This is a genomic window from Amycolatopsis pretoriensis (assembly GCF_900107925.1).
Taxonomy (GTDB): domain Bacteria; phylum Actinomycetota; class Actinomycetes; order Mycobacteriales; family Pseudonocardiaceae; genus Amycolatopsis; species Amycolatopsis pretoriensis.
The window spans coordinates 444,332-470,599 of record NZ_FNUJ01000004.1; the positions used below are offsets into that span (position 1 = coordinate 444,332).

Consider the following 26,268-nt stretch of genomic DNA (forward strand, 5'->3'; position numbering starts at 1 on the left):
GGCGCATGCCCGCCACCTCGGAAAGCACGCCTGTCCGGTGGCTCGGCCGCGCCTCCAAGCGGTCGGTCGGGGAAGGCACCGTGGAGCTCCTGCTGCGCCGCGGCCGCCTGGGCTCGCCCCCTGCCTGACGCGAGCCCGCCGTCCGAACCCTGCCAAAACCCTTGGAGCACAACCATGTCCGTAGACCTGCCTGCCCGGATTCAGCTGCGGGAAGCCGTCACCCCGCCCGACGGTCTCCTCGAAGGCCCGCGCGTCCTGCGCCGGATCGAGGGCGAACCGCACGAACTCTTCCGGATCCGCCCGCTCGGCCGGGTGATCGGCGCCGAGGTCGACGGCGTCGACCTCCGCGAGCCGCTCACCGCCGAGCTGCGCGAAGAGCTCAACCGCGCCCTGCTCGAGTGGAAGGTGATCTTCTTCCGCGACCAGGACATCACGTCGGCGCAGCAGCGCGCGTTCGCCGCGAACTGGGGCGAGCTGGAGACCAACCCGTTCATCCCGAAGGGCGACGACGACGCCGTCACGCGCTTCGAGCGCACCGCGGCCATGCCCGGCTACGAGAACATCTGGCACGTCGACGTCACCTGGCGGCCCAACCCGGCCCTCGGCTCGGTGCTGCGGCTGATCGAGGTGCCGCCCGTCGGCGGCGACACGATGTGGGCCGACATGGCCGCCGCGTACGACAACCTGCCCGAGGACGTCCGTGCCCGCATCGACGGGCTCACCGCCGTCCACGACTACCTCCCCGGCTTCGACCGGTTCTCCGACCCCGCGCTCCTCGCGCGCTGGCAGGAGCAGTTCCCGCCGGTCGAGCACCCGGTGGTCCGGACGCACCCGGAAACCGGGCGGCGCACCCTGTTCGTCAACCAGGCGTTCACCACGCACATCGTCGGACTGGACCGCGCCGAGAGCGACCGGCTGCTGCGGTACCTGTTCCTGCAGGCCCACACGCCGGAGTTCCAGGTCCGGTTCGGCTGGCGGCCGAACTCGGTGGCCTTCTGGGACAACCGCGCGACCCAGCACTACGCGGTCAACGACTACCACCCGCACGTCCGGATCGCGGAGCGCGTCGCCATCGCGGGCGACCGGCCGTTCTGACCCCTAGCCTGGGGGCATGACCGAACCCCAGGCAGTGGTGACCGGTTTCCTCAAGGCCCTCGAAGACCTCGACATCGACCGCGCGCTGACGTTCGCGGCGAGCGACATCGTGTACCAGAACGTGCCGTTGCCGCCCGCCCGCGGCGTCGCGGCGGTCGAGAAACAGCTGCGGCTCATGGCCCGGTTCGGCTCCGGGTTCGAGGCGCGGACCCACCACATCGCCGCGGATGGCAACGTCGTGCTCACCGAACGCACCGACGTGCTGCGCCGCGGCGCGTGGGAAGCGGAGTTCTGGGTGTGCGGCACGTTCGAGGTCGAAGCCGGCCGCATCGTGCTGTGGCGCGACTACTTCGACTGGACGACGGTCCTGGCCGCGAGCGCGAAGGGTGCCGGGCGGGTCGCGCTCGCCGGCGCGCGCACGCTTTTCGGCCGCTACAAGGCGAAGCAGGCCGTGCGCTAAACCCGGTGTTCGCCGCGGTCGTGGTCCCGGAGGTCCACGACCGCGGCTATCCCCAGAACCAGTACGAACACGCAACTGAGAACAATCAGCCCCCACATGATGGTTCTCCCTCCCCCGCGTGTTCGTGCTGGTCGAGAGCTTTCGGGGAGTGGTCTGTGCCACTTTTCCGGCGGCTCACGCAGACCGTACCGCCGCTTCACGCGGGTTGTTCCCGGTCTTAGGGAGCATTTAAGGCAGATGCGCCGGATGGGTGACGCCGGCGCCAGAACCTGTCACAACCCGCGCGCATCCGGTCACGCACCAACGCCTACCGACGCGATTCCGTCCCTGATGGTGACGGTCGTCGAGCGCCGAGCAGAAAGGTCCGCGACGTACTGCAGCACCTTGCCCGCTTCGTCCCCGGCGAGCGGTACGCACTCGTTGTCGGCGTTGCGCCGCACCGGGATCAGCTCGAGGCGCGGTTCTTCGCCGAACATGCAGCCGGCCAGCAGCCCGTCGACGTGGCGGCCGCGCATCGCCGGCCAGTCGAAGACGAGGTTGCCGAGGCTGTAGAGGATCGGTCGGCCGCGGTACACCTCGACGGCCTGGATCGTGTGCGGCCCGTGCCCGGCGACCAGGTCGGCGCCCGCGTCGATCGCCGCGCGGCCGTAGGCGACCTGGTACTCGGCCAGCTCGGGGCCCGGCAGGCCCCAGTGCATCGAGACGACGACGTGGTCGTGGGCCGCTTTGGCCTGCTTGACGTCGGCGACGAGCCGGTCGAGGTGTTCGGGCACCGGCGTCGTGCGCACCAGCGGCGGCCGCCCCGGGATCTCCGCGACGCGCGGATCGGGCTGGTACGCCGTGGTCGCAAACGCTTGCGCGACACCGGGGAAGTCCAGGTGCGCGCCGTAGGGGCGAAGTGACGTGTACGCGAGAAACGCGACCTTCTCGCCGGACCGTTCGACCACGGCGGGGGTGTGCGCGGCGTCGAGGGTCGCGCCGGCGCCGCAGTGCGCGATCCCGGCGTGGTCGAGGACCGGGAGGTTCGCCGGCACGGTGAGGTCGTTGGCGCACGAGACGACGTCGATGCCGCCCGAAGTCAGCGCTTCGGCCATCGCCGCGTCGAGGGGGCCTTCGAGGTTCGCGAACCGGACGTCGGCGCCCTTGAGCAGCGGTTCCAGCCGCTCGAACGCCGCGGACGGCGTCGCGCGCCCCTGAACGTTGACGTCTCCGCCGAGTACAAGCGTGATCACAAAACCTGCTCTGCCGAACGAGTGACGACGAAAGTAGTTGTTACGAATCGTTGCATCTTTGTCTTCCTCCTCCTCACTTGCCCGGGGGACTATGCCACGACTGTTCAAGCACAAAGGGGACTCAGGGTGACCAAGACCCACAGAGGCAAGGCCGCGCTCACCGCGGCCGTCGCGTCCGGCCTCGTACTCGGGGGCGTGGCCGCACCGGCCGCGCTCGCCGCGCCGAGCGCCGACGCGGTCATCGCCGAGGTCTACGGCGGTGGCGGCAACTCCGGCGCCACGTTGACCAACGACTTCGTCGAGCTCGCCAACCACGGTACTGCGGCCGCGAGCGTCGACGGGTTCAGCGTCCAGTACCTGCCCGGTTCGCCGAGCGCGTCCAGCACGTGGCAGGTGACGCAGCTGGCCGGCAGCGTCGCGCCCGGCGGGCGCTACCTTGTCGCCGAGGGCAAGGGCAGCGGCGGCACGGTCGCGCTGCCGGCCCCGGACGCGACCGGCGCGATCGCGATGTCGGCGACCACGGGCACGATCGCCCTCGTCTCCGGCACCACCGCGCTGACCTGCAAGACCGCCGCGGACTGCGCCGCCGACCCGCGGATCAAGGACCTCGTCGGCTTCGGCACGGCGACCGTGCGCGAAGGCAACCCGACGGCCGCGCCGTCCAACACGACGTCCGTCGCGCGCGCCGCGTCGCTGGCCGACACCGACGACAACGCCACCGACTTCGCCGTCGGCGACCCGACCCCGACCAACACCAAGGGCGAGACGACCGGCGGCGGCACGCCCGGCGACCCGGGGACCCCGGCGAAGATCCACGAAATCCAGGGCACCACGCGCATTTCGCCGTTCAAGGACAAGAAGGTCAGCGACGTCACCGGCGTCGTGACGGCGACCCGGACGTTCGGCTCGGTGCGCGGCTTCTGGCTGACGGACCCGAACCCGGACAACGACCCGCGCACCAGCGAGGGCCTGTTCGTCTTCACCGGCTCGACCAGCCCGGCCGTCGCGGTCGGCGACATGGTGACCGCGACCGGCACCGTCCGCGAGTTCTACCCGGACGCGCCGGCGACGTCGAACTACCAGTCGCTCACCGAGCTGAGCAGTGCACAGTGGACGGTCGGCTCGCACGGGAACGCGCTGCCCGCGCCGACCGTGCTGAACCCGGACACCGTGCCGACGACGTACGCGCCGTCGCCCGGCGGGAACATCGAGCCGCTCACGCTGGAGCCCGCGAAGTACGCGCTGGACTTCTGGGAGTCGCACGAGAGCGAGATCGTTTCGATCAGCGACGCGCGGGTCGTCGGCCCGTCGAACTCGTTCAACGAGCTGTACGTGACGTCCAAGCCGGACCAGCACGAGTCGGTCCGCGGCGGCAGCGTCTACCTGGGTTACGACCAGCTCAACAGCGGCGTCATGAAGGTTTCGTCGCTGATCCCGTTCGACCAGCGGCCGTTCCCGAAGCTCAACGTCGGTGACGTGCTGACCGGCACCACGTCCGGTCCGGTCGAGTACAGCAACTTCGGTGGCTACACGCTGTTCGCGAGCGTGCTGGGGACCGAAAAGGACAACGGGCTGCAGGCCGAGAGCACGCGCAAGCAGCGTTCCGGCGAGCTGGCCGTCGCGACCTACAACGTCGAGAACCTGGCGCCGAGCGACCCGCAGGCGAAGTACGACCGGCTCGGCGAGGCGATCGTGACGCACCTCGCGACGCCGGACATCGTGAACCTGGAAGAGATCCAGGACAACACGGGCGCGACCGACGACGGGACCGTCGCGGCGGACCAGACGCTGCAGAAGTTCACCGACGCGATCGTCGCCAAGGGTGGCCCGCGCTACCAGTGGCGTTCGATCGACCCGGTCAACGACCAGGACGGTGGCCAGCCGGGCGGCAACATCCGCGTGGCGTTCCTGTTCAACCCGGCACGGGTGTCCTTTGTGGACAAGCCGGGCGGGACGTCGACGACGGCCGTCGGCGTCACGAAGGACCACGGGAAGACGCACCTGACGGCGTCCCCGGGCCGCGTCGACCCGACGAACGAAGCCTGGGGAAGCAGCCGCAAGCCGCTCGCCGGCGAGTTCGTCTTCAAGGGCCGCACGGTGTTCGTCATCGCCAACCACTTCAACTCCAAGGGCGGCGACCAGCCGACGCACGGCCGGTTCCAGCCGCCGGTGCGCAGTTCCGAGCTGCAGCGGGCGAAGCAGGCGACGGTGCTGCGCGGGTTCGTCGATTCGTTGCTGGCGTCGGATCGCAACGCGAACATCGTGGTGGCCGGTGACTTGAACGACTACCCGTTCTCGCCCGCGGTCCAGACGCTCACCGCCGGTGGCGCGCTGAAGGACCTGATCGCGACGGTGCCGGAAGCCGAGCGGTACAGCTACGTGTTCGAGGGCCAGTCGCAGGTGCTGGACCACATCCTGGCGTCGAAGGCGCCGCGCGGGGTGGACTACGACGTCGTCCACATCAACGCGGAGTTCGCCGACCAGGCCAGCGACCACGACCCGCAGGTGATCCGGTTCCGGCCGGGTTCGGGCAACGCGATCCAGGACGCGCTCAACGACCTGCTCGACTACCTGGAGCAGCTGCTGGGCAAGTACTTCCCGTAAGTCTCGCTGTTCGAAGGCCACCACCGGGTGCGTGCCCGGTGGTGGCCTTTTTTCTGGTCCACTCCTTTGGGTGACTGTGAAACCGCGGAGCGTGCGCGGCCGTCTTTACTGGTGACGGACCACAGGGGAGGGGTGGCGTGGACGGGTACGCGGTGAAGGCCGGCGAGCTGGGCAAGCTCATCGGCGACCTCGAAACGGCGGCGAGCCGGATGGCCGACGCGAACGAGAAGCTGGGCGGCGGTGGGGCGTTCGGCTCGCTGGGGACGGCCGAGCTGGGCCGTGCGGGCGTCGAGTTCGAGGAGGCCTGGGGGTATGGCATCGGGCGGCTCGGGGACGCGGCTTCGGGGATCAGTGAGCGGCTGAAGCAGGCGAAGGGGAAGTACGAGCAGATCGAGGCGGAGTTCGGCGAGGGGCTGTCGAAGTTCGGCTCGGCTGTGCTGGGTGCGGGCGGTGGGTTGGTTTCACGCGCCGACCTGGGCGATCCCGGCGGCGGGATGGTCGGCGGTGGGGCCACCGGCGGCATCACCGACCTCCTGAACGGCGGCCTCGACCGATGAGCGCCCGCGACTTCCCGGCCCTGGGCTTCGACCCGGCGCCCGGCGACCTCGACGGCATCACCGACCTGGCCGGCAAGTACCGCGCGGTGAGCACCGACCTCACCGAGGCCGACGACTCACTCCGCCGGATCGTCCGCAAGCAGGGCATCTGGCAAGGCGAGGCGAGCGAGGCCTTCGCCCGGCGCATCGGCCCGCTGCCGCAGTACCTCGAAGGCGCCGCGCGTTCGATGGGCGAGGCCGCGGTTGCCCTGGAGAGCTGGTCCCACGACCTCGGTGACCTGCAGAAACGTGCGGCAGACTTGGAGGCCCGAGCCGAGACGGCGGCCAGGGCGGCTGAAGCGGCGAGGGCGAATCCGGACCTCGCGCTGGCCAACCGGACGTTCCCGGACCAGCAGTCGTTGCAGATCGCTCAGCGGCTGCTCGACAACGCGGGTCAGCAGCTCCAGACCGCGATCGATGGTTGCCAGAACGTCCAAGACGCCGCGAAGCAGCTTCAGCAGGAGCACACGGAGGCGGCGGGCAGGGTCGCGGAGGCGCTGCGGAAGGCGAAGGAGCTGGCGCCTGAGGAGCCGGACGTCCTCGACAAGCTGAGCGACGCCGTCGGCGGGGCATTTGTCGACTTGTCGAACAGCATCGCCGATGGCGTGGATCAAGCTTGGGACTTCGTCCAGGACCACGCCGAGCTGATCAGCAAGGTCTCGGACGTGGTCGGTGACGTGGGCAACGTCCTCGGCGTGGTCGGGGACTGCTTCCCGGATCCGGCGGGGACGGTCGTCGGCGCGGTCGGGGCCGAGCTGGGGTTCGCCGCGCTGACCGGGCATGCCGTCGCGGCGGCGGCGGGGGCCGATGTCGCGCCCGAGACGCTGACCTTCGACGCGGCCGGGATCGCCTCCACCCTGATCGGCCTCGCACCCGGCATCCCGGACTGGGCGGTCAAGGTCGGCACCTACGGCTTGGTCCACGAGCAGGCCGTCGGCGAGCTGTTCGCCGGTGACGGCTTCGAAAGCCCCTTGGACGACTTCAAGAACTACTGGCTGCCGAAGAACGCCGAGCAGCTGGCCTTGGCCGGGGTGTCGTGGGCGGGTGTCGCCGTCCACAACGCCGCGGACGCCGGGACTCAGGCCGACAACACGCCGGAGCGCCGGCGCGCGCGGGCGGAAGACGAGGTGTGGAACTGATGCCTCTCCAGATCGACCTGCCGCCCGGGTTCGCGGGCCTGCCGGTGGGCGCCGACGACAGGATGAACCGCGGGCACGCCTGGACCATCGCCGGGAACGTGGCGTCCGGGACGTCCGTCGAGGAGTTCGGCAGCTACCTGATGGCCTTGGTCCCGGCCATGCGGGCCAATGGCATCCGCGTGTTCGGCAAGTTCGCGGTCGGCCGCCGGAAGGGTGACGTCGCCACGTTGACGCTCGGGGTGGCGCAGTGGCCGGACGCCGCGCCCGGGAACCGCGATGCCCTGGTGGCGGCGCTGGCCGAGCAGTACCGCGGCCGGCACAAGCACGCGGTGGTCCAGCCGGTACGGCTGCCGATCGGCCCAGCTCTCGTCGCGATCAGCGGGGGCGGGTTCCACCTGCCCGAACGCGATGTGCGCACGGAGATCAAGGCGGAGTACCAGATTCCCCTGCCGGACGACCGGTCCGTGGTGATCCTCTCCGTGGTCGCGGAGTCCGAGGACGCCTGGCCGGCGGTCGCGGAAGCGACAGCGAAGGTCGCCTGGAGCCTTCGCGCCGAGGAGGTCCGGTGACCAGCATCGTCGCGCACGTCTTCACCTACGTCTTCTTCGGCGGCCTGCTGGCCGCCGGGATGACGATGACCATCATTCGGTTCGTGCGGTCGACGAAATCGCGGGAACGGCAGATGGCGCGGGTGGCCGGCCTGCTCGACGGCCGGCGGCAGGTCTACATCGGCAAGATGGAGCTCTCGCTGGCCTTGGAAGACCTCGCGCGGGTCGCGTACAGCCGCGGCTATTCGGTGATCGACCACCGGTTCGGGAAGTACTACGAATTCGTCTACACGCCGTACCAGCCGGGGAGGGTGGCATGAGTGACAACGCGCAGCTGATCGAGGAAATGCGCTGGCAGCTCAAGCGAATCGAAGACCGCAGGGCCGAAAACCAGCGTCTCCTCACCGAAATCGACGAGAGCACGACCGTCACCGTGCTCACCGGGCCAGGTGGGGTCGTCAGCGAAGTGCGACTCGCGCCCGAAGCCATGCGGCTCGACGCCGGCACGCTCGGCCGCGCGATCACGGCCGCCATCAGGCAAGCCGGACGAAGGACCGCGCCGCCTCCCGCCGATGATGACGAGCCCTACGACACCGTCTACGACGTCTAGACCGGCGGCTGCTCCCCCCGTTTCGACGCCGCTCGCTTGGCGCGCCACCCCAACGCGAGCACCGCCTGCACCAGCTCCTGGTAACTCGGCTTGACCTCTTCGAGGTACCGGTCCAGATAAGCCGGACGCGCCGTCGTCACCGGGCGCGGCTCGTCGCCCGGGTCCAGCCACAGCAGGCCCTGGATGTTGTGCAGTGCCATCTTCCACCAGCGCGTTGCCCGCTCGGCCGCTCGCGCCTCGCGTTCGGCTGCCGCTTCGATTGCGGCCTGGGCCGCCTCGATCTCCGCTTCCAACGCCTCCGCGCGCTGGAGTTCCCAGTCGCGGAGGTTCTCCGCCGAGCCGCGGGACAGGGCGATGGTTTCCTTGTACCGCATGGCCGCGGTGGCGCCGTCGTCGGTCACTGTACGTTCTCCGGGCGCTGGAACGGGATGATCACTTCGGGAGCGCCGTGGGTCGTGCGGTCGAAGAACAACGCGCGGCCCGGGCGGGGGGACCAGTGCACCACCTGGCCCGCCGCGAACGGCGCCAGCTCGTTGCCCTGGACGTCGAGCGCCGCCCACGTGCCGATGTCGTCGGTGCCGGCGAACCCCAGCGTGTCCTTCAACCTCGCGATGCTGCGCCACCAGCCGATCGTGTGGATGCCGTGGCCCGGCCCCTGTTTCAGCACCATCCGCAGGTGGTCCAGACCGCTCTTCAGCTGGCCGACGGCCTTCGCCTCCAACGTCGGCAGCGCCGCGTCGACCCCGTACAGCAGCAGGATCTTCGCGCCGCCCGCCATCCCGCCCGTCATCGACTCCAGTACGCCGGTCAGGTCGTCGACCAGCGTCGCCGCGTGGCCGTCCGTGCGCAGGCGTTCGGTCAGCTCCAGCGCCGCCGGGGCGCACGCCTCGATCGGGCAGCTCAGCACGAACTCGACCTCGCCGGGTTCGTACTGCTTGGACAGCGACCGCGCCGCCGAGTCCATGATGGACAGTGCTTCGGCCGTCGCCGAGCCGAGCACCGCGACGTTTCGGCCCGGCGCCCGCGGCAGGTCCACCCCGCACGCCGTCTCGGTCACGTCGATCGACTGGCCGAGCAACGCCCGCGGCTTCGAGTTCGTCTTGAGGTCGAGGTACGCCGGGAACTGTTCCAGGATCGGCGAATGCGCGCCGTCGAACAGGCGCGGGCGCGGGAAGTACCCCGCGTACGACTCCCAGAGCCGGTGCTGCAGCCGGACGAACACGTTCTTGCTGCTCGCGTCCGGGATGTGCGCCAGCTGGTTGCCGTGCGCGACGCCGGAGTCGTGGTTGATCACCGCGTGCCACTTCGGGGCCGACACCGCCGCGTTGTTCGTCTCGGCCAGCACGCGCCGGGCCTTCGGCATCGCGATCCGCAGCGTGCACTGCTCGAACACCGCCGGCTTGCCCCAGAACGCCTCGATGCCGGCGACGTCCTGGCTGGCCAGCACCAGGTGGATGCCCTGGGACCGGCCGCGCCGCGCGATGTCCTCCAGCAGCTGGGTCGCCGCCGCCGTCACCTGGTCGCGGCCCGCGAACAGGTACTGGAACTCGTCGATCACCGCGACGATCCGCGGCCAGTGCCCGCCCGGGTCGGCTTCGCGCAGGTCGGCGAGGTTGGTGACCTCGTGCTCCTTCGCGGCCGCGGACCGGCGCCGCAGCTCGTCGGCCAGGAACCGCAGCAGCGCCAGGCCGAACTCGCGGTCGGTGTTGACGTTGACGCCGACGAGCCGCGCGTGCGGCAGCCAGCTCGCGTCCTTGCGCCCCGGCGCCAGCCCGGCGAACGAGACGCCTTCCTTGAAGTCCAGCAGGTACAACGCCAGCTCGTCCGGGGTGTACCGCGCGGCGAGGCTCCCCAACAGCGCGTAGAGGAAGTTCGTCTTGCCCGAACCGGACGGTCCGCCGATCAGGACGTGCGGGCTCGGGTCGCCGATGACGACCTCGACCGGCTCGCCTTCGAAGAACCCGACCGGCGCCCGCAGTTCCCGCGCGGAACTTTCGTGGCCCAGTTCGGCCGGGAGGAGGTCGTCGAACGACCGCGGCCCGCCCTGCTTGGCGATCAGCGCTTCCGCGATCTTGGCGACGGCGCGGATCACCTGCCCCGACGGCATCGCGGGGTCGAGGGCGACGGTCAGGTCGGTCCCGGTCATGCTGCTGATCGCGTGGCGGTCGTCGATGAGGCTCAGCGTCTCGACCGGCGCGCTCACCGCCGTCGGCACGTCGACCATGATCAGGCAGATGCCCGCGGCCAGCGCGCCGCTCGCGACGCGCTTGAGGTCGCGGGCGCGTTCCGGTTCGAGGGTTTCGCCGTTGCCGTACAGCACGACGACGCGGTACGGCTCGCCCCGCTGCCCGGTCTTCGCCCGCATTTCCCGCAGCGACGTGAACCCGGCGGACATGCAGCTGGCGTGGATGCGGCGGATGTGCCCGGCCAGCTCGTCGAGGAGGTCCTCGAGCCGGCCCGGGTCGTACAGCGAAAGCGCGCTCGTGCGGCTCAGCGGGTAGAGGTCGGGCAGGATCGCGGTCAGCTGCCCGACGTCCCACAGGTGCACGCGCACCGCGCCGGCTTCGAACGTCGAAAGCACGCGGAGCAGCAGGTTCTGCACGATGCCGTCGATGACGGGCCGCGTCTTCGGCGCCGACGTGATCGCCAGGTGCGACTCGTCGAGCAGCGGGACGGCGACGTCGAAGTTGCGGCTGGGGTCATTGCCCGCGGCCGTCGCCGAGCCGACGCGCCACAGACCCGGTGACGTGAGGCCGGCGTTGTGGCCGACACGCCCCAGCCAGTCGCCCGGTGGCAGCCCGGCCGGGCCCGGCGCGTTCTGCGCGACCAGCTCGCGCAGCGTCGACGGACCTTGGCTCCAGCCGGTGTAGAAAGCGCTTCGCGCGTTGCTCAGCGCACCGAACACCTCGTGTGCGGCGGGGTGTTTGGCCCATTCGTTCTGCTGCTCGGTGCTCGCGTGGTTCATGCCGACGCGGACGATGTCCCGCTCCAGCTCGAGCTTCGCGAGGTCGGCCTCCGCGGCTTGGCGCGCACCGGCCGCCGCGCCCAGCACCAGTCCGATCTGGTGGCGTACGCGGTCGAGCGCGGTTTCGACGCGGTTGCGTTGTTCGGCTGCCCTGTTGGCCATCGGCGTCCCCAAAAACGGTGTCCCCTGCAAGGATTACAAACGCGACCGGTATCCGCTCACCAGATCTTCCGCGGAAGCCAGGCGGCCGAGGAGCTGGTCCAGCCCCTCGCCGGCCTGTGCGTACTGCGAAGGGAGCCAGGGATCGGCCTTGGCCTGGGCGTCCACGAGAGCCTGTCGAGCTTCTCCGAGCAGGCTGGTGGCGCGCTCGGAGTGGGCGCGCGCGTCGGCGAGCCCGGTGACGACAGCGGTGAGCAGCTGGTGGAGTTCGGCTAGCGTCATCCCGCTAGAGACGCGCCGAGTAGGAGTCGGCGGAGGAAATGCTCGCTTGGACGGTGCTCTGCAGACCGTTGATGCCCTGCAGGGCTTCCGCGAGCAGACCGTGGGCCTGGCTCACTTCGTGCTGGCTGCTGCCTTGCGTCGCCTGCGACAGCGACTGCTGCGCTTCTTCGAGAGACTGCGCTGCCTGTTGCAGGGCGGCGATGCTCGCGGACGCCTTTTCGTTGGCGAGTGCGATGCCAGCGCGGATCTCTTCGACTCCGGCCATCGGGCCTCATACTCCTCGGAATCGGGGTGGTTGAGAGGGGGACTTCCATTGAAACAGATCCAACGACTGAGCGTGATCATCTGATTGTGCGGAGTGATCGCGATTGCGAAATCGACAAGGCCCCGGACGTGGGAACGTCCGGGGCCAGGCCGATCACGGTGTGTGCTGGGGGTGGCCCGGCGGCACGACCGCACGCGAAACGTCGTTGGCCAGCGCTGTCGCAGGTCAGAGCGGTTTTCGTGCCACTGCTGGCCTTTCTGGAAGCGTCGGGCTTGGTTCGGGGTGAGACTAGCGCGACCGGAGCAGCGGCCTGCGATCAGCCCCGCTCGTAACTCCCTGTGGGCGCAAGAATTTGTCCGTCAGTCTGTCGAAGACATTTCACCTTCCGGACCGGCGGCTTGCTCCGGTTGGCCGCACGGGCACTGGGCAGTTCGCCCCGGAACGACGAAACGCCGGGCGCGAGGCCCGGCGTTTCGACTGTTCAACGGCGGAGGATACAGGATTCGAACCTGCGAGGGCGTGAACCCAACACGCTTTCCAAGCGTGCGCCTTAGGCCGCTCGGCCAATCCTCCGCGGGAGACGATACCGGATGGCTCCGGCGTCTCCCGCACGTGGGTCAGCTCGTGACGTCGGCCACCACGCAGGTGATGTTGTCCGGGCCGCCGCCTTCGTTGGCCAGGCGGATCAGCTCCGGGATCGCGTCCGCCGGGTCGGGGATCGAATCCAGGACGTCGCGCAGGGTCGCTTCGGTAACCGGGCCGCTCAGGCCGTCGGAACACAGCAGGTACCGGTCGCGCGGCTTCGCCTTGAACGTCCAGATGTCGGGATCGCCGGAGCCCGTGGTCTGCAACGCTTTCATCAGCAGCGAACGCCGCGGGTGGGTCGCCGCGTCTTCGGCCGCGACCCGGCCGTCCTCGACCAGTGCCTGCACCAACGTGTGGTCGCGGGTCAGCCGGCGCAGGTCGCCCCCGCGCAGCAGGTAGCCGCGGGAGTCGCCGATGTGGGCCGCCGCGAACTCGGCGCCGTCGAACATCAGCGTCGTCAGCGTCGTGCCCATGCCTTCGGTCGCCGGCTCGTTCGAAGCGACCTCCGCGAGCCGCTCGCGGATCGACTTGACCACGCCGGTCAGCGTCGCCGCCAGGTCGACGCCCGTGAGGTCCATCCTTCGGAGGTCGACGTCGAGCTCGCGCAGCACGTCGACCGCGGTCGCGCTGGCGACTTCGCCGTGCGGCTGGCCGCCGATGCCGTCGGCGACGGCGAGCAGGCGGGAACTCGCGTACAGCGAGTCCTCGTTGACCTTGCGGCGCCTGCCGACGTCCGACCCCGCGGCGTACCGGAGGACGTACCGATCGTGTGTCATGCCACCCATGAAAGCATTGGTTGACTGAGTTCACAAGCAACTCGGCTGATTGGAGTACTCTCCGATAGAGTGCCCGCCATGGACGACGACGCCACGGTCAGCGCGGCCGACATCGCGCGACTCGCCGGGGTCGGGCGGGCCGCGGTGAGCAACTGGCGCCGTCGCTACCCGGACTTCCCGGCGCCCGTCGGCGGCACGGCGTCCAGCCCGTTGTTCGGCCTGTCCGCCGTCGCCGGCTGGTTCCGGGCCCGCGGCAAGAAGTTCGAGCTGTCCGCCGGCGAACGCGCGTGGCAGCGCCTGCGCGCGCTGGGCGACGACCTCGACCTCGCCGAGCGCGTGAACCGCGCCGGCGTCTTCTTCGCCTTCCAAGCCGGGCTCCTCGACAGCTTCGACAGCAAGCTCGACGACCCCGAGCTGATCACGCTGCTCAGCGAGATGACGCACCGGGCCGGCCCGCTCGAGTCGTTCGAGTTGTTGTGCCACCGGTACTTCGAGGCGCATTCGCGGCGGCTGTCGGCCACGCCGGAGCCGGTCGCCGAGCTGATGGCCCGGCTCGCCGGTCCGGTGGCCACGATCCTCGACCCCGCCTGCGGCTTCGGCGCGCTCGCGCTGGCGAGCGGCGCGAAAACCGTGCTGGGGCAGGACAGCGACCCGATGACGGCCTCGATCGCGACGCTGCGGCTGCGGTTGCGCGGCATCGAGGCCGAGGTCCACGCGGTCGACGCGCTGCGCGAAGACGCTTTCGCCGGCCGGACCGCCGAAGCCGTGCTCTGCGATCCGCCGTTCAACGAACGGGCGTGGGGGCACGACGAGCTCGTCGGCGACGCGCGCTGGGAGTACGGCCTGCCGCCGCGCGGCGAACCCGAGCTCGCCTGGGTTCAGCACTGCCTCGCGCACGTCGAACCCGGTGGCACGGTGGTGATCCTGATGCCGGGCGCGGCGGCCGGGCGGCGCAGCGGCAAGCGCATCCGCGGCAACCTGCTGCGCGCGGGCGCGGTCCGCGCGGTGATCACCCTGACCGGCTCCGACCTCTGGCTCCTGCGGCGGCCGGTGCCCGGGCAGCGCCCGCCGTCCACCGTGCTGCTCGCCGAGGCCGGCGACGATCCGTCCACAGTGGACGAGATGTGGCGGGAGTTCGGCGAGCGTCCCGAATCCGGCGTCCGGATCATCGACCTGCTCGACGACGACGTCGACCTCACGCCGGCCCGGCGCCGCGGCCGGGACGAGGACCTCGGCCGGGCTTTCCAGGCCGTGCACGGCCGGTTCGCCGAGCTGACGCCGCAGCTGCCGCCGCTCGAAGCGGCCGACGGCGAACCCGCGTTCACGACGATCGGCGAGCTGGTCAAGGCGGGGGTCGTCGAGGTCAAGCACGCCGCGCGCACCGACGGCGAGCACCCGATCGCCGAAGGCGGCGACGTCGTCGCGTCCGTGACCGGGATCGCCTACGTCCACAGTGGACCGCCGGCGCCGGTCGGTGCCGGGCTCACCGTGTACCGCGTCGACTCCGACCGGCTGGACGCGGACTTCCTGGCCGGCTGCCTGCGCGCGGCCGACCTGCCCGCCGCGTCGGCCTCGACGCGGATCGACGGCCGGCGCGTGCGGATCCCGCGGGTGGCGATCGACGTCCAGCGCGAGTACGGCCAGGTCTTCCGGCGCCTGGCCGAGTTCGACACCGTCCTGCGCCAGACGGCGGAAACGGGCCGCGAGCTGGTCCGGCTAGGCTTCGCGGGACTTGTCGAAGGACGGCTCAGGCCGGGCCGTTAGGGGAACGGATGCTGATCGCCGACCGCTACGAGCTCGACGAGCTGCCGCTCGGGCGCGGCGGGATGGGCGCGGTGCACGGCGGGCACGACCGCCGGCTGGGCCGGCGCGTGGCGATCAAGCTGCTCAGGCTGCCGGGTCGCGACGAAGAGCTCGAAGCCCGCTTCGCCCGCGAAGCGCGGATCCTGGCGACGCTCGACCACCCCGGCGTCCCGACGCTGTACGACTACGGCACCCACGACGACCGGTTGTTCCAGGTCATGCAGTTCGTCGACGGCGTGACGGTGGCCGACCTGCTCGCCGAGCACGGGCCGCTGCCGGTGCCGTGGGCCGCGGCGATCGCGGCGCAGGCGTGCGCGGTGCTCGCCGCCGCGCACGCGCTCGCGGTGTGCCACCGGGACCTCAAGCCGTCCAACCTGATGCTCGGGCCGGACGGCGACGTCAAGGTGATGGACTTCGGGCTCGCGGTGCTGCGCGAGGCGGACGCCGCGCAGTTCACGCGGGCCGGCCAGCTGCTGGGGACGCCGTCGTACATGGCGCCCGAGCAGATCCAGCGCGGCGGCGCCGAACCGCGCAGCGACCTCTACGCGCTCGGCTGCGTGCTGCACGAGATGCTCACCGGGCGGCGGCTCTTCGACGGGCCCACCGCGTACGCCGTGTTCGAGCGGCAGGTCAAGGAGCTGCCGCCGCCGGTGCCCGGGGTGCCGAAGCCGCTCAACGCGCTGCTCGCCGAGACGCTGGCGAAGGACCCGGAAGCACGGCCGCCGGGCGCGGCCGTGCTGTACGAGCGGCTGGGCGCGTTCGTCGGCGCGCTGCCGCCGCTGCCGGGGTTCCTGGTGCCGCCGTCGGTGCCCAGCCCGGGCCGGATGTACGCGCGGATGCTGGGACGCGTCAACGGCTGAGCGCCGCCGGCCGCTGGTCGGCGAGCGGCAGGCCCCGCCGCTGGATGCGGAGGTACGTCGTCGCGTTCTGCACCGCGATGCTGACGCCGAGGGTGAGCGCGATCGACGCCGTGGTCAGCGGGCCGGCGACCCCGAGCGCGGTGCCGAGCGCGGCCAGGCCGACGCGCACGGCGATCGTGAGCACCCAGAGCCCGATCGTGATGGCCGAGCCCTTCTGGAAGGTCGTGCCGTCGCGCGGGGTGAGCGTGGTGGTGGTGCTGCGCAGGACCCCGAGCCCGGCGAGGAGGACGAGGTCGGCGGCCAGCAGGCCCAGTTCGCCGGCTGAGGACCCGGGCAGCGCTTTCGCGGCGAGGTAGCCCCCGACGGCGACCAGGATCAGCGGCATGACCGTCAGCGTCCGGCGGTTGAGCAGCGTGCCGCGGACCTGCTTGTAGACGACCCGGTAGAAGACGTAGGCGGCGATGGCCACGTAGAGCAGGACGTTCGCGGCGCTGGGCATTTCGGGCTCCTCGGTTCGGTCGGTGCGCCCAGCTTCGGTGAACGGCCGCCCGGTTTCGTCGGCGTGGGGATCGGGGCGGGGTTGATCCCGGGGTCAACCCACGGGTGGAGGCTGACCGAATCGTGACCTTCGCGGACGAACCTCGACCGGGTGAACGCCGTCTTTACGGGTGTCCACAAGCGATGATCGAGCAGCTGGGGGTTACGGATCGTGAAGAGGCTTTTGGCGGGAGCGGCCGCACTGGCCACCGCGTTCGTGCTGGCCGCCTGCTCCGGGGGCGGGGCGGCGACGCCGAACGCGGGCGGCGGGGCCGTCGCCGCGGCCGGTACCGGGGGCGGGACGCCCACGACGTCGAGCACCACCGCGGCCCCCACGACGACCAGCGCCACCCCGACGCCGTCGACCACCAAGCCGGCGCCGGCCACCACCACGAGCAAGCCGAAGCCGAAGCCCACGCCGAAGCCGAAGCCCGCCGCTCCGGCGAGCGACCCCGGCGTCCCGTGCGCCGCCGCGGCGGCCGCGTCGGGCACCGCCGCCTGCGTCGACATCTCCGCGCACAAGGCGTGGATCCTGCAGGGCGGCAAGGTCGTCTACGGGCCGGTGCCGATGCTGCCGGGCCGCAAGGGCTACGCGACCCCGACCGGCACGTTCCACGTGCTGTCGAAGGAGAAGGTGCACCTGTCGAAGGAGTTCGACAACGCGCCGATGCCGAACTCGGTGTTCTTCTACCCGGGCGACGCCTTCCACACCGGCAGCCTGTCGGTCTACTCGCACGGCTGCATCCACCTGTCGGCGAGCGCGTCCCTGAAGTTCTTCAACACTTTGCACATCGGTGACGTCGTCCAGGTTGTCCCGTAATCACGCACTGACCAACACGGACAGTAGGTCACAAACAGATAAAATCACTCGGCCGAATGCAACTGGCCCCCCTGTTCAGGCGATAAGTGATCGCTTGGGAAGGGGGGCCAAATGGCCTTGGGAAAGCTCAGAGCAGTACGCCACGCCTTCGTGGCGGCAGTGCTGACCGGCGCGCTACTGCCCGTCGTGTCCACTGGGGAAGCGGCAGCGGCGACGACGCTGCCGGCAGGGTTCGTCCTGCGAGACACCAACACCGGAACGGGGCAGTACCAGCTCACCGACTTCGCGTACCTGCCGGACCAGTCCGTTCTCGCCACGGCGAAGAACGGCCGCGTCCAGTGGGTCCCGACCAGCGGGACGCCGCGGACCATCGCGACGCTGCCGACCCGCGAGATCAGTGACATCGGACTGGTCGGGCTGGCTGTCGCACCGGACTACGCGACGTCGCACGCCATCTACATCACCCGCTCGATCAACGTCACCGGCGGCTTCGTCTTCCGCCTTTCGAGGTTCACCGTGGGCCTGGACGCGGCCGGCGCGCCCGCGTCGCTGGGTGGTGAGCAGTCGCTGTTCGAGGTGCCGGGCATCTCCGAAGTCCACGCCATCAACGGCGTCATCCCCGCCGCCGACGGGACGCTGTGGCTGTCCATCGGGGACAACGGCGACTTCACGAAGGTGGACCCGGGCGCGCTGCGCTCGCAGGACATCAACCAGCCGTATGGCAAGATCTTCCACCTGGCCGCCGACGGCAAGGGCGTGCCGGCCAACCCGTACTACGACGCCGCCAACCCGGCGTCGACCGCCAGCAAGGTTTTCGCGCGCGGGTTCCGCAACCCGTTCCGGATGACCATCGACGCGAACTCCGGGCTGCCGGTCGTGGGTGACGTCGGCTGGAACACCTGGGAAGAGGTCGACGTCGTCCAGCGCGGGTCCAACCAGGGCTGGCCGTGCTGGGAAGGCAACCACGCGACCCCGGGCTACAGCACGCTCGCGGGCTGCGCCGGCGTGCCGAACCAGGCGCCGATCTTCGAGTACCAGCACGGGACCGGCCCCATGCAGGGCAACAGCGTCACCGGCGGGATCGTCTACAACGGATCCAGCTACCCGGCGGCCTACCGCGGCTCGTACTTCTTCGGCGACTACGTGACCAACAAGATCTGGACGTTGCGCTACGACGACCAGGGCAGGCTCACGCAGGCCCCGGAAAACCCGCCGGTCTTCACCGGCGTCGGCGGCCCGGTCAAGTTCGCGGCTGCGCCGAACGGTGACATCGTCTACGCCGACATCCTCAGCGGCAACCTGCGCCGGCTGAGCTACTCGGCGGGCAACACGGCGCCGGTCGCCAAGGCCACGACGACCACCGACCCGGACACCCGCACGGTGTCCTTCGACGGCTCGGCGTCGGTCGACTACGACAACGACCTGCTGAAGTACGACTGGGACTTCGGTGACGGGGCCACGGCGGCCGACGCCGGGCCCACCACCAGCCACCAGTACGCGGCGGGCACCGAGTCGTTCACCGCGAAACTGACGGTCCGGGACCCGCTCGGGCTCACCGGCACGGCCACCATCGCGGTCGCGCCCGGCAACCACACCCCGCAGCTCACGCTGACCACGCCCGGCGACACCGCGAAGTTCGCGGTCAACCAGCAGGTCGGCCTGAGCGCCACGGCGACCGACACCGAGGACGGCCCGCTCACGGTCACCTGGACCAGCGCGGTCCGGCACTGCCCGAGCGAGGCGACCTGCCACTCGCACCCCGGCGCCGGCGGCACCGGGGCGAGCTTCGCGCAGCCGTTCACCGAGCACCCGGACTCCCGGATGGAGTTCACCGCGGCGGTGACCGACAGCGCGGGCGTCACGACGTCCAAGACGTACACGGCGTGGCCGCGCCAGCACCGGATCACCCTGCTCAGCACGCAGCCCGCGGCGCTGAGCATCCCGGTCGAGGGCGGCGTGAACACCGCGCTGGTGACCGAGGGCGCCAGCTTCGACGTCGAGGCCTCGCCGCTGGGCACCGACGGCGTCTCGAAGTTCACCGGCTGGCAGGGCGGCCCCACGGACACGACGTGGGTCGTCACGGTCGGCACGAGCGACCTGACGCTGACGGCGAACTACGACACCCCGATCGACCAGCGCTACAACGGCGACGCCGCGTTGCGCACGACCCTGGGTGCGCCGACGGCGGCCGAGGTCACCGACGGCGCGGTCCACTACCGGGCGTACGCCAACGGCCGCCTGTACTGGAGTGCGGTGGGCGGTACGAAGTTCATCACCGGCCCGGTGCTGGACAAGTACGTCGCCATGGGCGGGCTCACCAAGCTCGGCCCGCCGACGAGCGACACGGCGTCCACTTCGGACGGTGCGCAGTTCAATGACTTCAACAACGGCGGCAACGTGGGCTCGATCTACTACACCGCCGCCACGGGTGCGCACGCGATCTACGGTGAGATCCGGAAGAAGTGGGCGGCGCTCGGCTACGGCGCGATCATCGGGTACCCGACGAACGACGAAGACGGGACGCCCGACGGCATCGGCCGGTTCAACCACTTCATCAAGGGCAACAACGTCGGTTCGATCTACTTCACGCCCTCGACGGGTGCGCACGCGATCTACGGCGAGATCCGCAAGAAGTGGGCGGCGTACGGGTACGAGCGCGGCCTCGGCTACCCGACGAACGACGAGGACGGCACGCCGGACGGCGTCGGCCGGTTCAACCACTTCAGCCTCGGCCACTCGATCTACTTCACGAACGCCACCGGGGCGCACGTGATCAAGGGCGAGATCCGCAAGCGCTGGGCGGCGCTGGGCTGGGAGCGGTCGTACCTGCGCTACCCGACGACGGACGAGTACGTGACGGGATCGGTGTACCGCAGCGACTTCCAGGGCGGTTACATCACGTACACGCCGCAGACGGGAGCGGTCGACCGTCCTTGGTGACGGGCTTCCTTTAGTTTCGAACGAAAAGCGGGCCGTCTCCGGGATTCCGGAGGCGGCCCGCTGTCCTTTCAGGACCGGAGGTCGGCGGGGGTCGTGCCGGGCGACGTCAGCGGCAGCCCGAGCGCGACCCGCTCGGTGAGCCACGGGCTCGGCCGGTACCGCGGGTCCCCGGTCGCCGCCGTCAGGCCGCGCAGGATGCGCACCACGATCTCGCCGCCCACCAGGTCGCCCCACTCCAGCGGGCCGCGCGGGTAGCCGAGGCCCAGCCGGACCGCCGTGTCGATGTCCGACGGCGTCGCCAGGTGCTGGCCCGCGATGAAGCACGCCGTGTTGACGATCGAGGCCAGGAGGCGCTGGGCGATCGGGGCCGGCCCGTCGCGGACCACCGTCACCGGGCGGCCCGTCGCCGCCAGGGCGCCCCAAGCCGCGCGGCCCGCCGCCGCGTCCAGTCCCGGGTGGACGGACATCGTCAGGCGCCTTTCGTAGCCGCCCAAGGGATCCACGCCCGCGACGCGGTCCAGCGGCAGCCCCGCGCGGGTGGCCGCGTCCACTGTGGACTCGCCATACAGGGGCACGAGCAGGACCGCGTCCGGGTACGCGTCCGACACCACCTGCACGCCGGCCGCCGTCAGCACGCGGGCGAGGTGCTCGTCCGCCGTGAACACCGGGCTCGTCGGCTTCGGCGGCGCGGCCGGCTCGTCGGTGACCTGCTGCTTCCCGTCGGCGTAGGAGTAGAAGCCTTCGCCGTTCTTGCGGCCGAACAGGCCGGCGGCGACTCGCGGCCGCGTCAGCCACGACGGCCGCAGCCGCGGGTCGCCGTGGAAGCCGCTCCAGATGCTCTCCAGCACGGCGTGCGAAACGTCGAGCCCGGTCAGGTCGAGCAGCTCGAACGGGCCGAGCTTCAGGCCGAGGACGTCCCGCGCGACGCGGTCGACGTCGGCGGGCTCGGCCAGCGCCTCGGCGAGGATCTGCAGCGCCTCGGTGTTCAGGCCGCGGCCGGCGTGGTTGACCAGGAAGCCCGGCGCGTCCTTCGCCAGCACCGGTTCGTGACCCCAGCTCCGGACCAGGTCGAGCGCCTCGGCGGGCAGCCAGTTGTGCGTGCGCGTGCCCGGGACCACCTCGACCAGGCGCATCAGCGGCACCGGGTTGAAGAAGTGCAGGCCGATCAGGCGGCCGGGGTCGGCCAGCTCGGCGGCGATCTCGGTGACCGACAGCGAGCTCGTGTTCGTCGCGAAGATCGTCTCCTGTGGACAGACGCGCTCGAGGCCGGCGAACAGGGCGCGCTTGGTCGCCAGGTCTTCCCGCACGGCCTCGACGACGAGGTCGACGCCGTCCGCGGGCGCGTCGGGCGCGTCCACCGCGACCAGCCGGTCTTTGACCGCCTGCGGGTTGTCGAGCTTGCCCTTCGCGGCCAGCTTGTCGACCATCCCGCCGACGAATTCGATCGCCTCGGCGACGGCCTCGCGCCGGACGTCGGCCAGCTCGACGGTCACCCCCGCGGTCGCGGCCAGCTGGACGATCCCGCGGCCCATCACCCCGGTCCCGATCACCCGGATCCTGCCGACCTTCCCGGCCCACCCCGTCACGTCGTGCCGCCTTCCGCCGTTGGACTCCGCCCTCAGCCTAGAGGCCGACGAACTCCGCCATCCGCCTCGCCGAGTGGGCGAAGAACGCGTCGGCCGGGTCGACGCTGCCGACGTACTGGCCGAACAGGTCGAAGCTGATCGCGCCGAACAGCTGGGTCCACGCCATGAGCAGTCGGGCCACGGTCTCGGGGCCGGCGACGAGCCCGAGGGCCTTCGTGAGCGTCTCGGCCTGGGCGCGCAGTTCGGGCGGGACTTCGCCCTCGGCCCGCAGTTCGGTCTGCGTGAGCACCTTGACCAGGGCGAGCGCGACGCGGGCGGCCGGCACGACCGTGTCCTGGGGTGCCGCGTAGCCGGGGATCGGGGAGCCGTAGATCAGTGCGTACTCGTGGGGGTGTGCGCGGGCCCAGTCGCGGGTGCCCTGCCAGACGGCCAGCCAGCGCTCCCTCGGCTCGCCTTCTCCCGGGTCCGCCTTCTCGGCGGCTTCGCCGATGGCGTTGTAGGCGTCGACGATCAGGTCGGTCAGCAGCCGGTCGCGGCTCGGGAAGTACCGGTAGAGGGCGGACGACACCATGCCCAGTTCCCGTGCCACCGCGCGCAGCGACAGCCCGTGCGCGCCGACCTCGGCGAGCTGGCGGCGGGCCTCGTCCTTGATCTCCTGGGTGAGTTCGGCGCGGGCTCGTTCGCGCGCGGTGCGGGTCGCGGTCATGCGGATCAGTGTGCCACGACGAGAGCGCCGCACAAAACCGAGAGCACTGCTCTTGACAGCAGTGCTCTCGTGGGTGTTCACTGCTCTTAACCGAGAGCACTGCTCTCCCAAACTTCCGGAGGACACCATGACCGCCGCCCGCTACATCGAGCCGAAGAAGTCGACCAACGCGTTCAACGAGGCGGTCGCGAAGCTGACCCGGCTGGGCTTCAGCGTCTGGGGCAGCCGGGTGCTGACCGTGGTCGGGCGAAAGAGCGGCGAGCCGCGCTCGGTGCCGGTGAACTTGCTGACCGTCGATGGCGTCCGCTACCTCGTCGCCCCGCGGGGCGAGACGCAGTGGGTGCGCAACCTGCGCGCCGCCGGCGAAGGCACGCTTCGCGTCGGGAAGCGCGTCGAGGCGTTCACGTTCCGCGAGCTGGCCGACGACGAGAAGCCGGGCATCCTGCGCGCGTACCTCAAGCGCTGGAAGTTCGAGGTCGGCGTGTTCTTCGACGGCGTCGACGCGAAGGCATCGGAAGAGAAGCTGCGCGAGATCGCGCCGGGCTACCCGATCTTCGAGATCTTCACGAAGTAGGTTTGCGCCGCGTCAGGTTCGCCGCGACCAGGACGACGCCCACCAGGAACGCGACGAGCCCGATCAGGAACCACAGTTTCTGGCCGGTCATGAAGCTGCCGGTGATGACGCCGACGCCCTGCAGCACCCAGACGGCGCCGACCAGCACGAACACAACCCCGACCGCGAGGGTGATCCACCGCCTCATCGGCCCAGCTTAGGCGGGCGGAGAGCCCGGCACGACCCCAAGCGGCGGCGGCCGGCGCCGGCTCGGCCGGGTGGCTGCGGCAGGCGGGGCCGGCTTGGCCGGGGAGCTGCTGCACACGGAACCAGTTCAGCTGGGCGGCTGCGGCGCGCGGGACGGGCTCGGCCGGGCGGCTGCCGCCCGTGGACCCGGCTTGGCTGGGCAACTGCCCGCCCGCGGACCCGGCTCGGCGGGGAAGCTGCCGCACGTGGGGTCGGCTTGCCGGGCGACTGCCGTCTGCGGGCCCGGCTTGGCCGGGGAGCTGCTGCACACGGAACCAGCTCAGCTGGGCGGCTGCGGCGCGCGGGGTCGGCTCGGCTCGGCAGCCGCCGCGCATGGACCGGCTTGGTCGGGCGGCTGCCCCCTGCGGAACCGGCTTGGCCCGGCGGCCGCCGCGCATGGACGGGCTTGGCCGGGCAGCTGCCGCGCGTGGGGTCCGGCTTGCCGGGCGATTGCCGTCTGCGGGCCCGGCTTGGCCGGGGAGCTGCTACACACGGAACCAGCTCAGCTGGGCGGCTGCGGCGCGCGGGGTCGGCTCGGCTCGGCAGCCGCCGCGCATGGACCGGCTTGGTCGGGCGGCTGCCCCCTGCGGAACCGGCTTGGCCCGGCGGCCGCCGCGCATGGACGGGCTTGGCCGGGCAGCTGCCGCGCGTGGGGTCCGGCTTGCCGGGCGATTGCCGTCTGCGGGCCCGGCTTGGCCGGGGAGCTGCTACACACGGAACCAGCTCAGCTGGGCGGCTGCGGCGGGCGGCCGGCTCGGCCAGGCGGCTGCCGCCCGCGGACACGGCTTGGCCCGCGGCCGCCGCGCATGGACGGGCTCGGCCGGGCAGCTGCCGCGCGGGAGGTCGGCTCGCCGGGCGACTGCCGCCCGCGGAACCGGCTTGGCCGGGCAACCGCCGCGCGGGGAACCCGGGTCGTCGATGAGCCGGACCTCGTCGGCGCCCGCCCGCCAGGCCCCCAGCCGGCCGGGTTTCGGCTCGCAGATGGCCAACTCCACTCCCTCCGGCCGGCGCCTTCGGGCACAGTGGCAGCTGTGCACGACATCAGCGGCTCCCTGCGACGCCAGTCGCTGCTGGTCGCGCTCGTCTGTGTTGTTGCCGATGCCTCCCTCTTCGGGCTTCGCTCTCCCCTCGCCGACGTCGGCTGGCGGGCCTGGGTTGTCCTGCTCTGCGGGGTTGCCGTCAACGCCGCCCTCGCCGGGCCCGCCCGGTACTCCGGCTGGGTCGCCCTCGCGCACGCCGTCCTCTTCGCCGGGGCGCCTCTTCTGCTCTGCACCTGCAACGGCTATGTCGTCGGCAACAACGCCGGCATCCTCATCGCCGGCTACCGGGCCGGGGCCTGGCTGCGTCCGAAACCCGCCGTTCTCGCGCTCTTCGCCCTGCTCGCCGGGGTTGTCGCCGGGTGCATCGAAGGGGGCGGGCGCACCGCGTCCGACTGGCGGCTGATCGCCATCAGCGTCAGCGTCAGCGGCCTGCTGCCCTGGCTGGTCGGCCGGTACACGACCGCCCGCCGCGCCTACATCGCCGATCTCGAACGCGTCGCCGACGAACGCCGGCAGCACGAAGAAGAAGCCGTCAAACGGGCCGTCCTCGAGGAGCGCACCACCATCGCGCGCGACCTGCACGACGTCATCTCCCACCACGTCAGCGCCATCGGCGTGCACGCCGGCGCGGCCCGGCTCGGCCTGCCCGACGGGGACGGCCCGGTGCGCAAGTCCCTCGGCGCCGTCGAGTCCGCGAGCCGTTCGGCGATGGCCGACCTGCGCCGGCTCCTCGACCTCCTGCACGCCCAGCCCGACGCCGAACAACCCGGCCTCGACAACCTCGACGAGCTGGTCGAGACCGTCCGCGCGGCCGGCCTGCCGACCCGGCTGACCCTGCGCGGCGAACCCCGCGAGCTCCCCGGCTCGCTCGACGTCGCCCTGTACCGGATCGCGCAGGAAGCCCTGACCAACGCGCTGCGCCACGGCGAAGGCCCGGTCGAGGTCGAGCTGAACCACGGCCGCACCGAGGTCGTGCTCACAGTGACCAACGGCCTGCGCGCCGGTCGCCGCGAAGAAAAGGAGCACGCCCACCGCGGCCTGGCCGGCATCCGCCAGCGCGTCACCCTGTTCGGCGGCCAGGTCTCCTACGGCGAATCCGGCGACCGGTGGCAGCTGCGCACGACCTTCCCGGTGGAGAGCACATGATCCGCGTCCTGCTGGCCGACGACCACGCGATGTTCCGCTCCGGGATGCGCGCGCTCCTCGACACCCAGCCCGACTTCACCTGCGTCGGCGAAGCGTCCGACGGCCGCGAAGCCGTCGCCGAGACCGCGCGCCTGCGTCCGGACGTCGCCGTCCTCGACGTCCGGATGCCCCGCCTCGACGGCCTCGCCGCGACCGAAGCGATCCTCGCCGCGCCGGGCAACGACACCCGCGTCCTCGTGCTCACGACCTACGACGCGGACGAGTACGTCTACCGCGCGCTGCGTGCCGGGGCGAGCGGGTTCCTGCTGAAGAGCCTGGCGCCGGAGGAACTGGTCGCCGCGATGCGGGTCGCCGCGCGCGGGGACGCGCTGATCGACCCGTCCGTGACCCGGCGGCTGGTCGCGAAGTTCGCCGCGGTGCTCGAACCCGCGGCCGCCGAACCGCCCGAGCTGGCGAGGCTGACTTCCCGCGAACGCGAGGTCCTGCTCCTGATCGCCGGCGCCTGCAGCAACGCGGAGATCGCGCGGCAGCTGCACGTCGGCGAGGAAACGGTCAAGACGCACGTCTCCCGCGTGCTCAGCAAGCTCGGGCTCCCCGACCGCGTGCACGCCGTCGTCTACGCCTACCGCCACAAACTCGTGCCGGACGGCTGAGGTGGCGGGAACGCCCCGGTGCGGCGGGAGGGGGACGCGGCACCGGGACGTTCCCTGGCGGT

25 protein-coding genes and 1 tRNA gene are annotated in these 26,268 nt (G+C 71.3%); 15 read left to right on the forward strand and 11 right to left on the reverse strand.

Annotation, left to right across the window (positions count from 1 at the left end; translation table 11 throughout):
- Positions 1-174: 174 nt before the first annotated feature.
- On the forward strand, positions 175-1,095 hold the full coding sequence (locus BLV96_RS19660) for a TauD/TfdA dioxygenase family protein (RefSeq protein ID WP_086677282.1): 921 nt from the start codon (positions 175-177) through the stop codon (positions 1,093-1,095).
- Positions 1,096-1,111: 16 nt separating this feature from the next.
- Complete coding sequence (locus BLV96_RS19665) at positions 1,112-1,555, forward strand: limonene-1,2-epoxide hydrolase family protein (RefSeq protein ID WP_208608272.1); 444 nt, start codon at positions 1,112-1,114, stop codon at positions 1,553-1,555.
- Between the two features lie 293 nt (positions 1,556-1,848).
- Here the strand turns inward: BLV96_RS19665 and BLV96_RS19670 are convergent, their stop codons facing one another.
- Positions 1,849-2,787: a CapA family protein gene (locus BLV96_RS19670; RefSeq protein WP_086677286.1), complete on the reverse strand. Its 939-nt coding sequence runs from the start codon at positions 2,785-2,787 to the stop codon at positions 1,849-1,851.
- Positions 2,788-2,913: 126 nt separating this feature from the next.
- Here BLV96_RS19670 and BLV96_RS19675 point away from each other — a divergent pair, with 126 nt between their 5' ends.
- The 6 genes from BLV96_RS19675 to BLV96_RS19700 all read left to right on the forward strand — a co-directional run bounded on the left by BLV96_RS19675 (position 2,914) and on the right by BLV96_RS19700 (position 8,284).
- Positions 2,914-5,391, forward strand: a complete 2,478-nt coding sequence (locus BLV96_RS19675; RefSeq protein WP_086677288.1) for an endonuclease/exonuclease/phosphatase family protein — start codon at positions 2,914-2,916, stop codon at positions 5,389-5,391.
- A gap of 137 nt (positions 5,392-5,528) precedes the next feature.
- Positions 5,529-5,948 (forward strand): hypothetical protein, encoded by a 420-nt coding sequence (locus BLV96_RS19680; protein ID WP_086677290.1) that lies wholly within the window; start codon positions 5,529-5,531, stop codon positions 5,946-5,948.
- Complete coding sequence (locus tag BLV96_RS19685) at positions 5,945-7,126, forward strand: putative T7SS-secreted protein (RefSeq protein ID WP_086677293.1); 1,182 nt, start codon at positions 5,945-5,947, stop codon at positions 7,124-7,126. The genes BLV96_RS19680 and BLV96_RS19685 overlap by 4 nt, the downstream gene beginning before the upstream one ends.
- Positions 7,126-7,695 (forward strand): hypothetical protein, encoded by a 570-nt coding sequence (locus BLV96_RS19690; RefSeq protein WP_244180329.1) that lies wholly within the window; start codon positions 7,126-7,128, stop codon positions 7,693-7,695. Before BLV96_RS19685 ends, BLV96_RS19690 begins: the two co-directional genes overlap by 1 nt.
- A complete protein-coding gene (locus BLV96_RS19695) occupies positions 7,692-7,994 on the forward strand; it encodes a hypothetical protein (RefSeq protein WP_086677297.1) in 303 nt (100 codons plus the stop codon). Before BLV96_RS19690 ends, BLV96_RS19695 begins: the two co-directional genes overlap by 4 nt.
- Positions 7,991-8,284 (forward strand): hypothetical protein, encoded by a 294-nt coding sequence (locus BLV96_RS19700; RefSeq protein WP_086677299.1) that lies wholly within the window; start codon positions 7,991-7,993, stop codon positions 8,282-8,284. Before BLV96_RS19695 ends, BLV96_RS19700 begins: the two co-directional genes overlap by 4 nt.
- On the opposite strand, the gene BLV96_RS19705 is transcribed toward BLV96_RS19700, so the two are convergent.
- The 6 genes from BLV96_RS19705 to BLV96_RS19730 form a co-directional block, all read right to left on the reverse strand.
- Positions 8,281-8,685, reverse strand: a complete 405-nt coding sequence (locus BLV96_RS19705; protein WP_086677301.1) for a hypothetical protein — start codon at positions 8,683-8,685, stop codon at positions 8,281-8,283. The genes BLV96_RS19700 and BLV96_RS19705 overlap by 4 nt on opposite strands.
- On the reverse strand, positions 8,682-11,411 hold the full coding sequence (locus BLV96_RS19710; protein ID WP_086677302.1) for an FtsK/SpoIIIE domain-containing protein: 2,730 nt from the start codon (positions 11,409-11,411) through the stop codon (positions 8,682-8,684). The genes BLV96_RS19705 and BLV96_RS19710 overlap by 4 nt, the downstream gene beginning before the upstream one ends.
- 33 nt (positions 11,412-11,444) lie before the next feature.
- Entirely contained in the window at positions 11,445-11,690 is a 246-nt protein-coding gene (locus BLV96_RS19715; protein WP_086677304.1) for a hypothetical protein, read from the reverse strand.
- 4 nt (positions 11,691-11,694) lie between these two features.
- On the reverse strand, positions 11,695-11,955 hold the full coding sequence (locus BLV96_RS19720; RefSeq protein ID WP_086677306.1) for a hypothetical protein: 261 nt from the start codon (positions 11,953-11,955) through the stop codon (positions 11,695-11,697).
- 488 nt (positions 11,956-12,443) lie between these two features.
- A tRNA-Ser gene (locus tag BLV96_RS19725) sits at positions 12,444-12,528 on the reverse strand.
- A gap of 44 nt (positions 12,529-12,572) precedes the next feature.
- A complete protein-coding gene (locus BLV96_RS19730; protein ID WP_208608273.1) occupies positions 12,573-13,316 on the reverse strand; it encodes a PP2C family protein-serine/threonine phosphatase in 744 nt (247 codons plus the stop codon).
- A gap of 78 nt (positions 13,317-13,394) precedes the next feature.
- Between BLV96_RS19730 and BLV96_RS19735 the strand changes: the two genes are divergently transcribed.
- Positions 13,395-15,080, forward strand: a complete 1,686-nt coding sequence (locus BLV96_RS19735; RefSeq protein WP_086677310.1) for an HsdM family class I SAM-dependent methyltransferase — start codon at positions 13,395-13,397, stop codon at positions 15,078-15,080.
- A gap of 8 nt (positions 15,081-15,088) precedes the next feature.
- Entirely contained in the window at positions 15,089-15,979 is an 891-nt protein-coding gene (locus tag BLV96_RS19740; protein ID WP_086677312.1) for a serine/threonine-protein kinase, read from the forward strand.
- Here the strand turns inward: BLV96_RS19740 and BLV96_RS19745 are convergent.
- Positions 15,969-16,478, reverse strand: a complete 510-nt coding sequence (locus BLV96_RS19745) for a hypothetical protein (protein ID WP_086677314.1) — start codon at positions 16,476-16,478, stop codon at positions 15,969-15,971. The genes BLV96_RS19740 and BLV96_RS19745 overlap by 11 nt on opposite strands.
- Before the next feature lie 210 nt (positions 16,479-16,688).
- Here BLV96_RS19745 and BLV96_RS19750 point away from each other — a divergent pair, with 210 nt between their 5' ends.
- Positions 16,689-17,336, forward strand: coding sequence for a L,D-transpeptidase (locus BLV96_RS19750; protein ID WP_091389351.1), 648 nt, complete (start codon positions 16,689-16,691; stop codon positions 17,334-17,336).
- A gap of 111 nt (positions 17,337-17,447) precedes the next feature.
- A complete protein-coding gene (locus BLV96_RS19755; RefSeq protein ID WP_086678933.1) occupies positions 17,448-20,276 on the forward strand; it encodes a PQQ-dependent sugar dehydrogenase in 2,829 nt (942 codons plus the stop codon).
- Between the two features lie 68 nt (positions 20,277-20,344).
- Here the strand turns inward: BLV96_RS19755 and BLV96_RS19760 are convergent, their stop codons facing one another.
- Positions 20,345-21,862: a 3-hydroxyacyl-CoA dehydrogenase gene (locus BLV96_RS19760; RefSeq protein ID WP_086678934.1), complete on the reverse strand. Its 1,518-nt coding sequence runs from the start codon at positions 21,860-21,862 to the stop codon at positions 20,345-20,347.
- 37 nt (positions 21,863-21,899) lie between these two features.
- On the reverse strand, positions 21,900-22,568 hold the full coding sequence (locus BLV96_RS19765) for a TetR/AcrR family transcriptional regulator (RefSeq protein WP_086678935.1): 669 nt from the start codon (positions 22,566-22,568) through the stop codon (positions 21,900-21,902).
- 127 nt (positions 22,569-22,695) lie between these two features.
- Here BLV96_RS19765 and BLV96_RS19770 point away from each other — a divergent pair, with 127 nt between their 5' ends.
- On the forward strand, positions 22,696-23,142 hold the full coding sequence (locus BLV96_RS19770; RefSeq protein ID WP_091389354.1) for a nitroreductase family deazaflavin-dependent oxidoreductase: 447 nt from the start codon (positions 22,696-22,698) through the stop codon (positions 23,140-23,142).
- On the opposite strand, the gene BLV96_RS19775 is transcribed toward BLV96_RS19770, so the two are convergent.
- Positions 23,132-23,329: a hypothetical protein gene (locus BLV96_RS19775; RefSeq protein ID WP_086684643.1), complete on the reverse strand. Its 198-nt coding sequence runs from the start codon at positions 23,327-23,329 to the stop codon at positions 23,132-23,134. The genes BLV96_RS19770 and BLV96_RS19775 overlap by 11 nt on opposite strands.
- 1,069 nt (positions 23,330-24,398) lie before the next feature.
- Between BLV96_RS19775 and BLV96_RS19780 the strand changes: the two genes are divergently transcribed.
- Entirely contained in the window at positions 24,399-25,553 is a 1,155-nt protein-coding gene (locus tag BLV96_RS19780) for a sensor histidine kinase (protein ID WP_086685024.1), read from the forward strand.
- Entirely contained in the window at positions 25,550-26,206 is a 657-nt protein-coding gene (locus tag BLV96_RS19785) for a response regulator (protein ID WP_086685027.1), read from the forward strand. The genes BLV96_RS19780 and BLV96_RS19785 overlap by 4 nt, the downstream gene beginning before the upstream one ends.
- Positions 26,207-26,268: the final 62 nt, after the last annotated feature.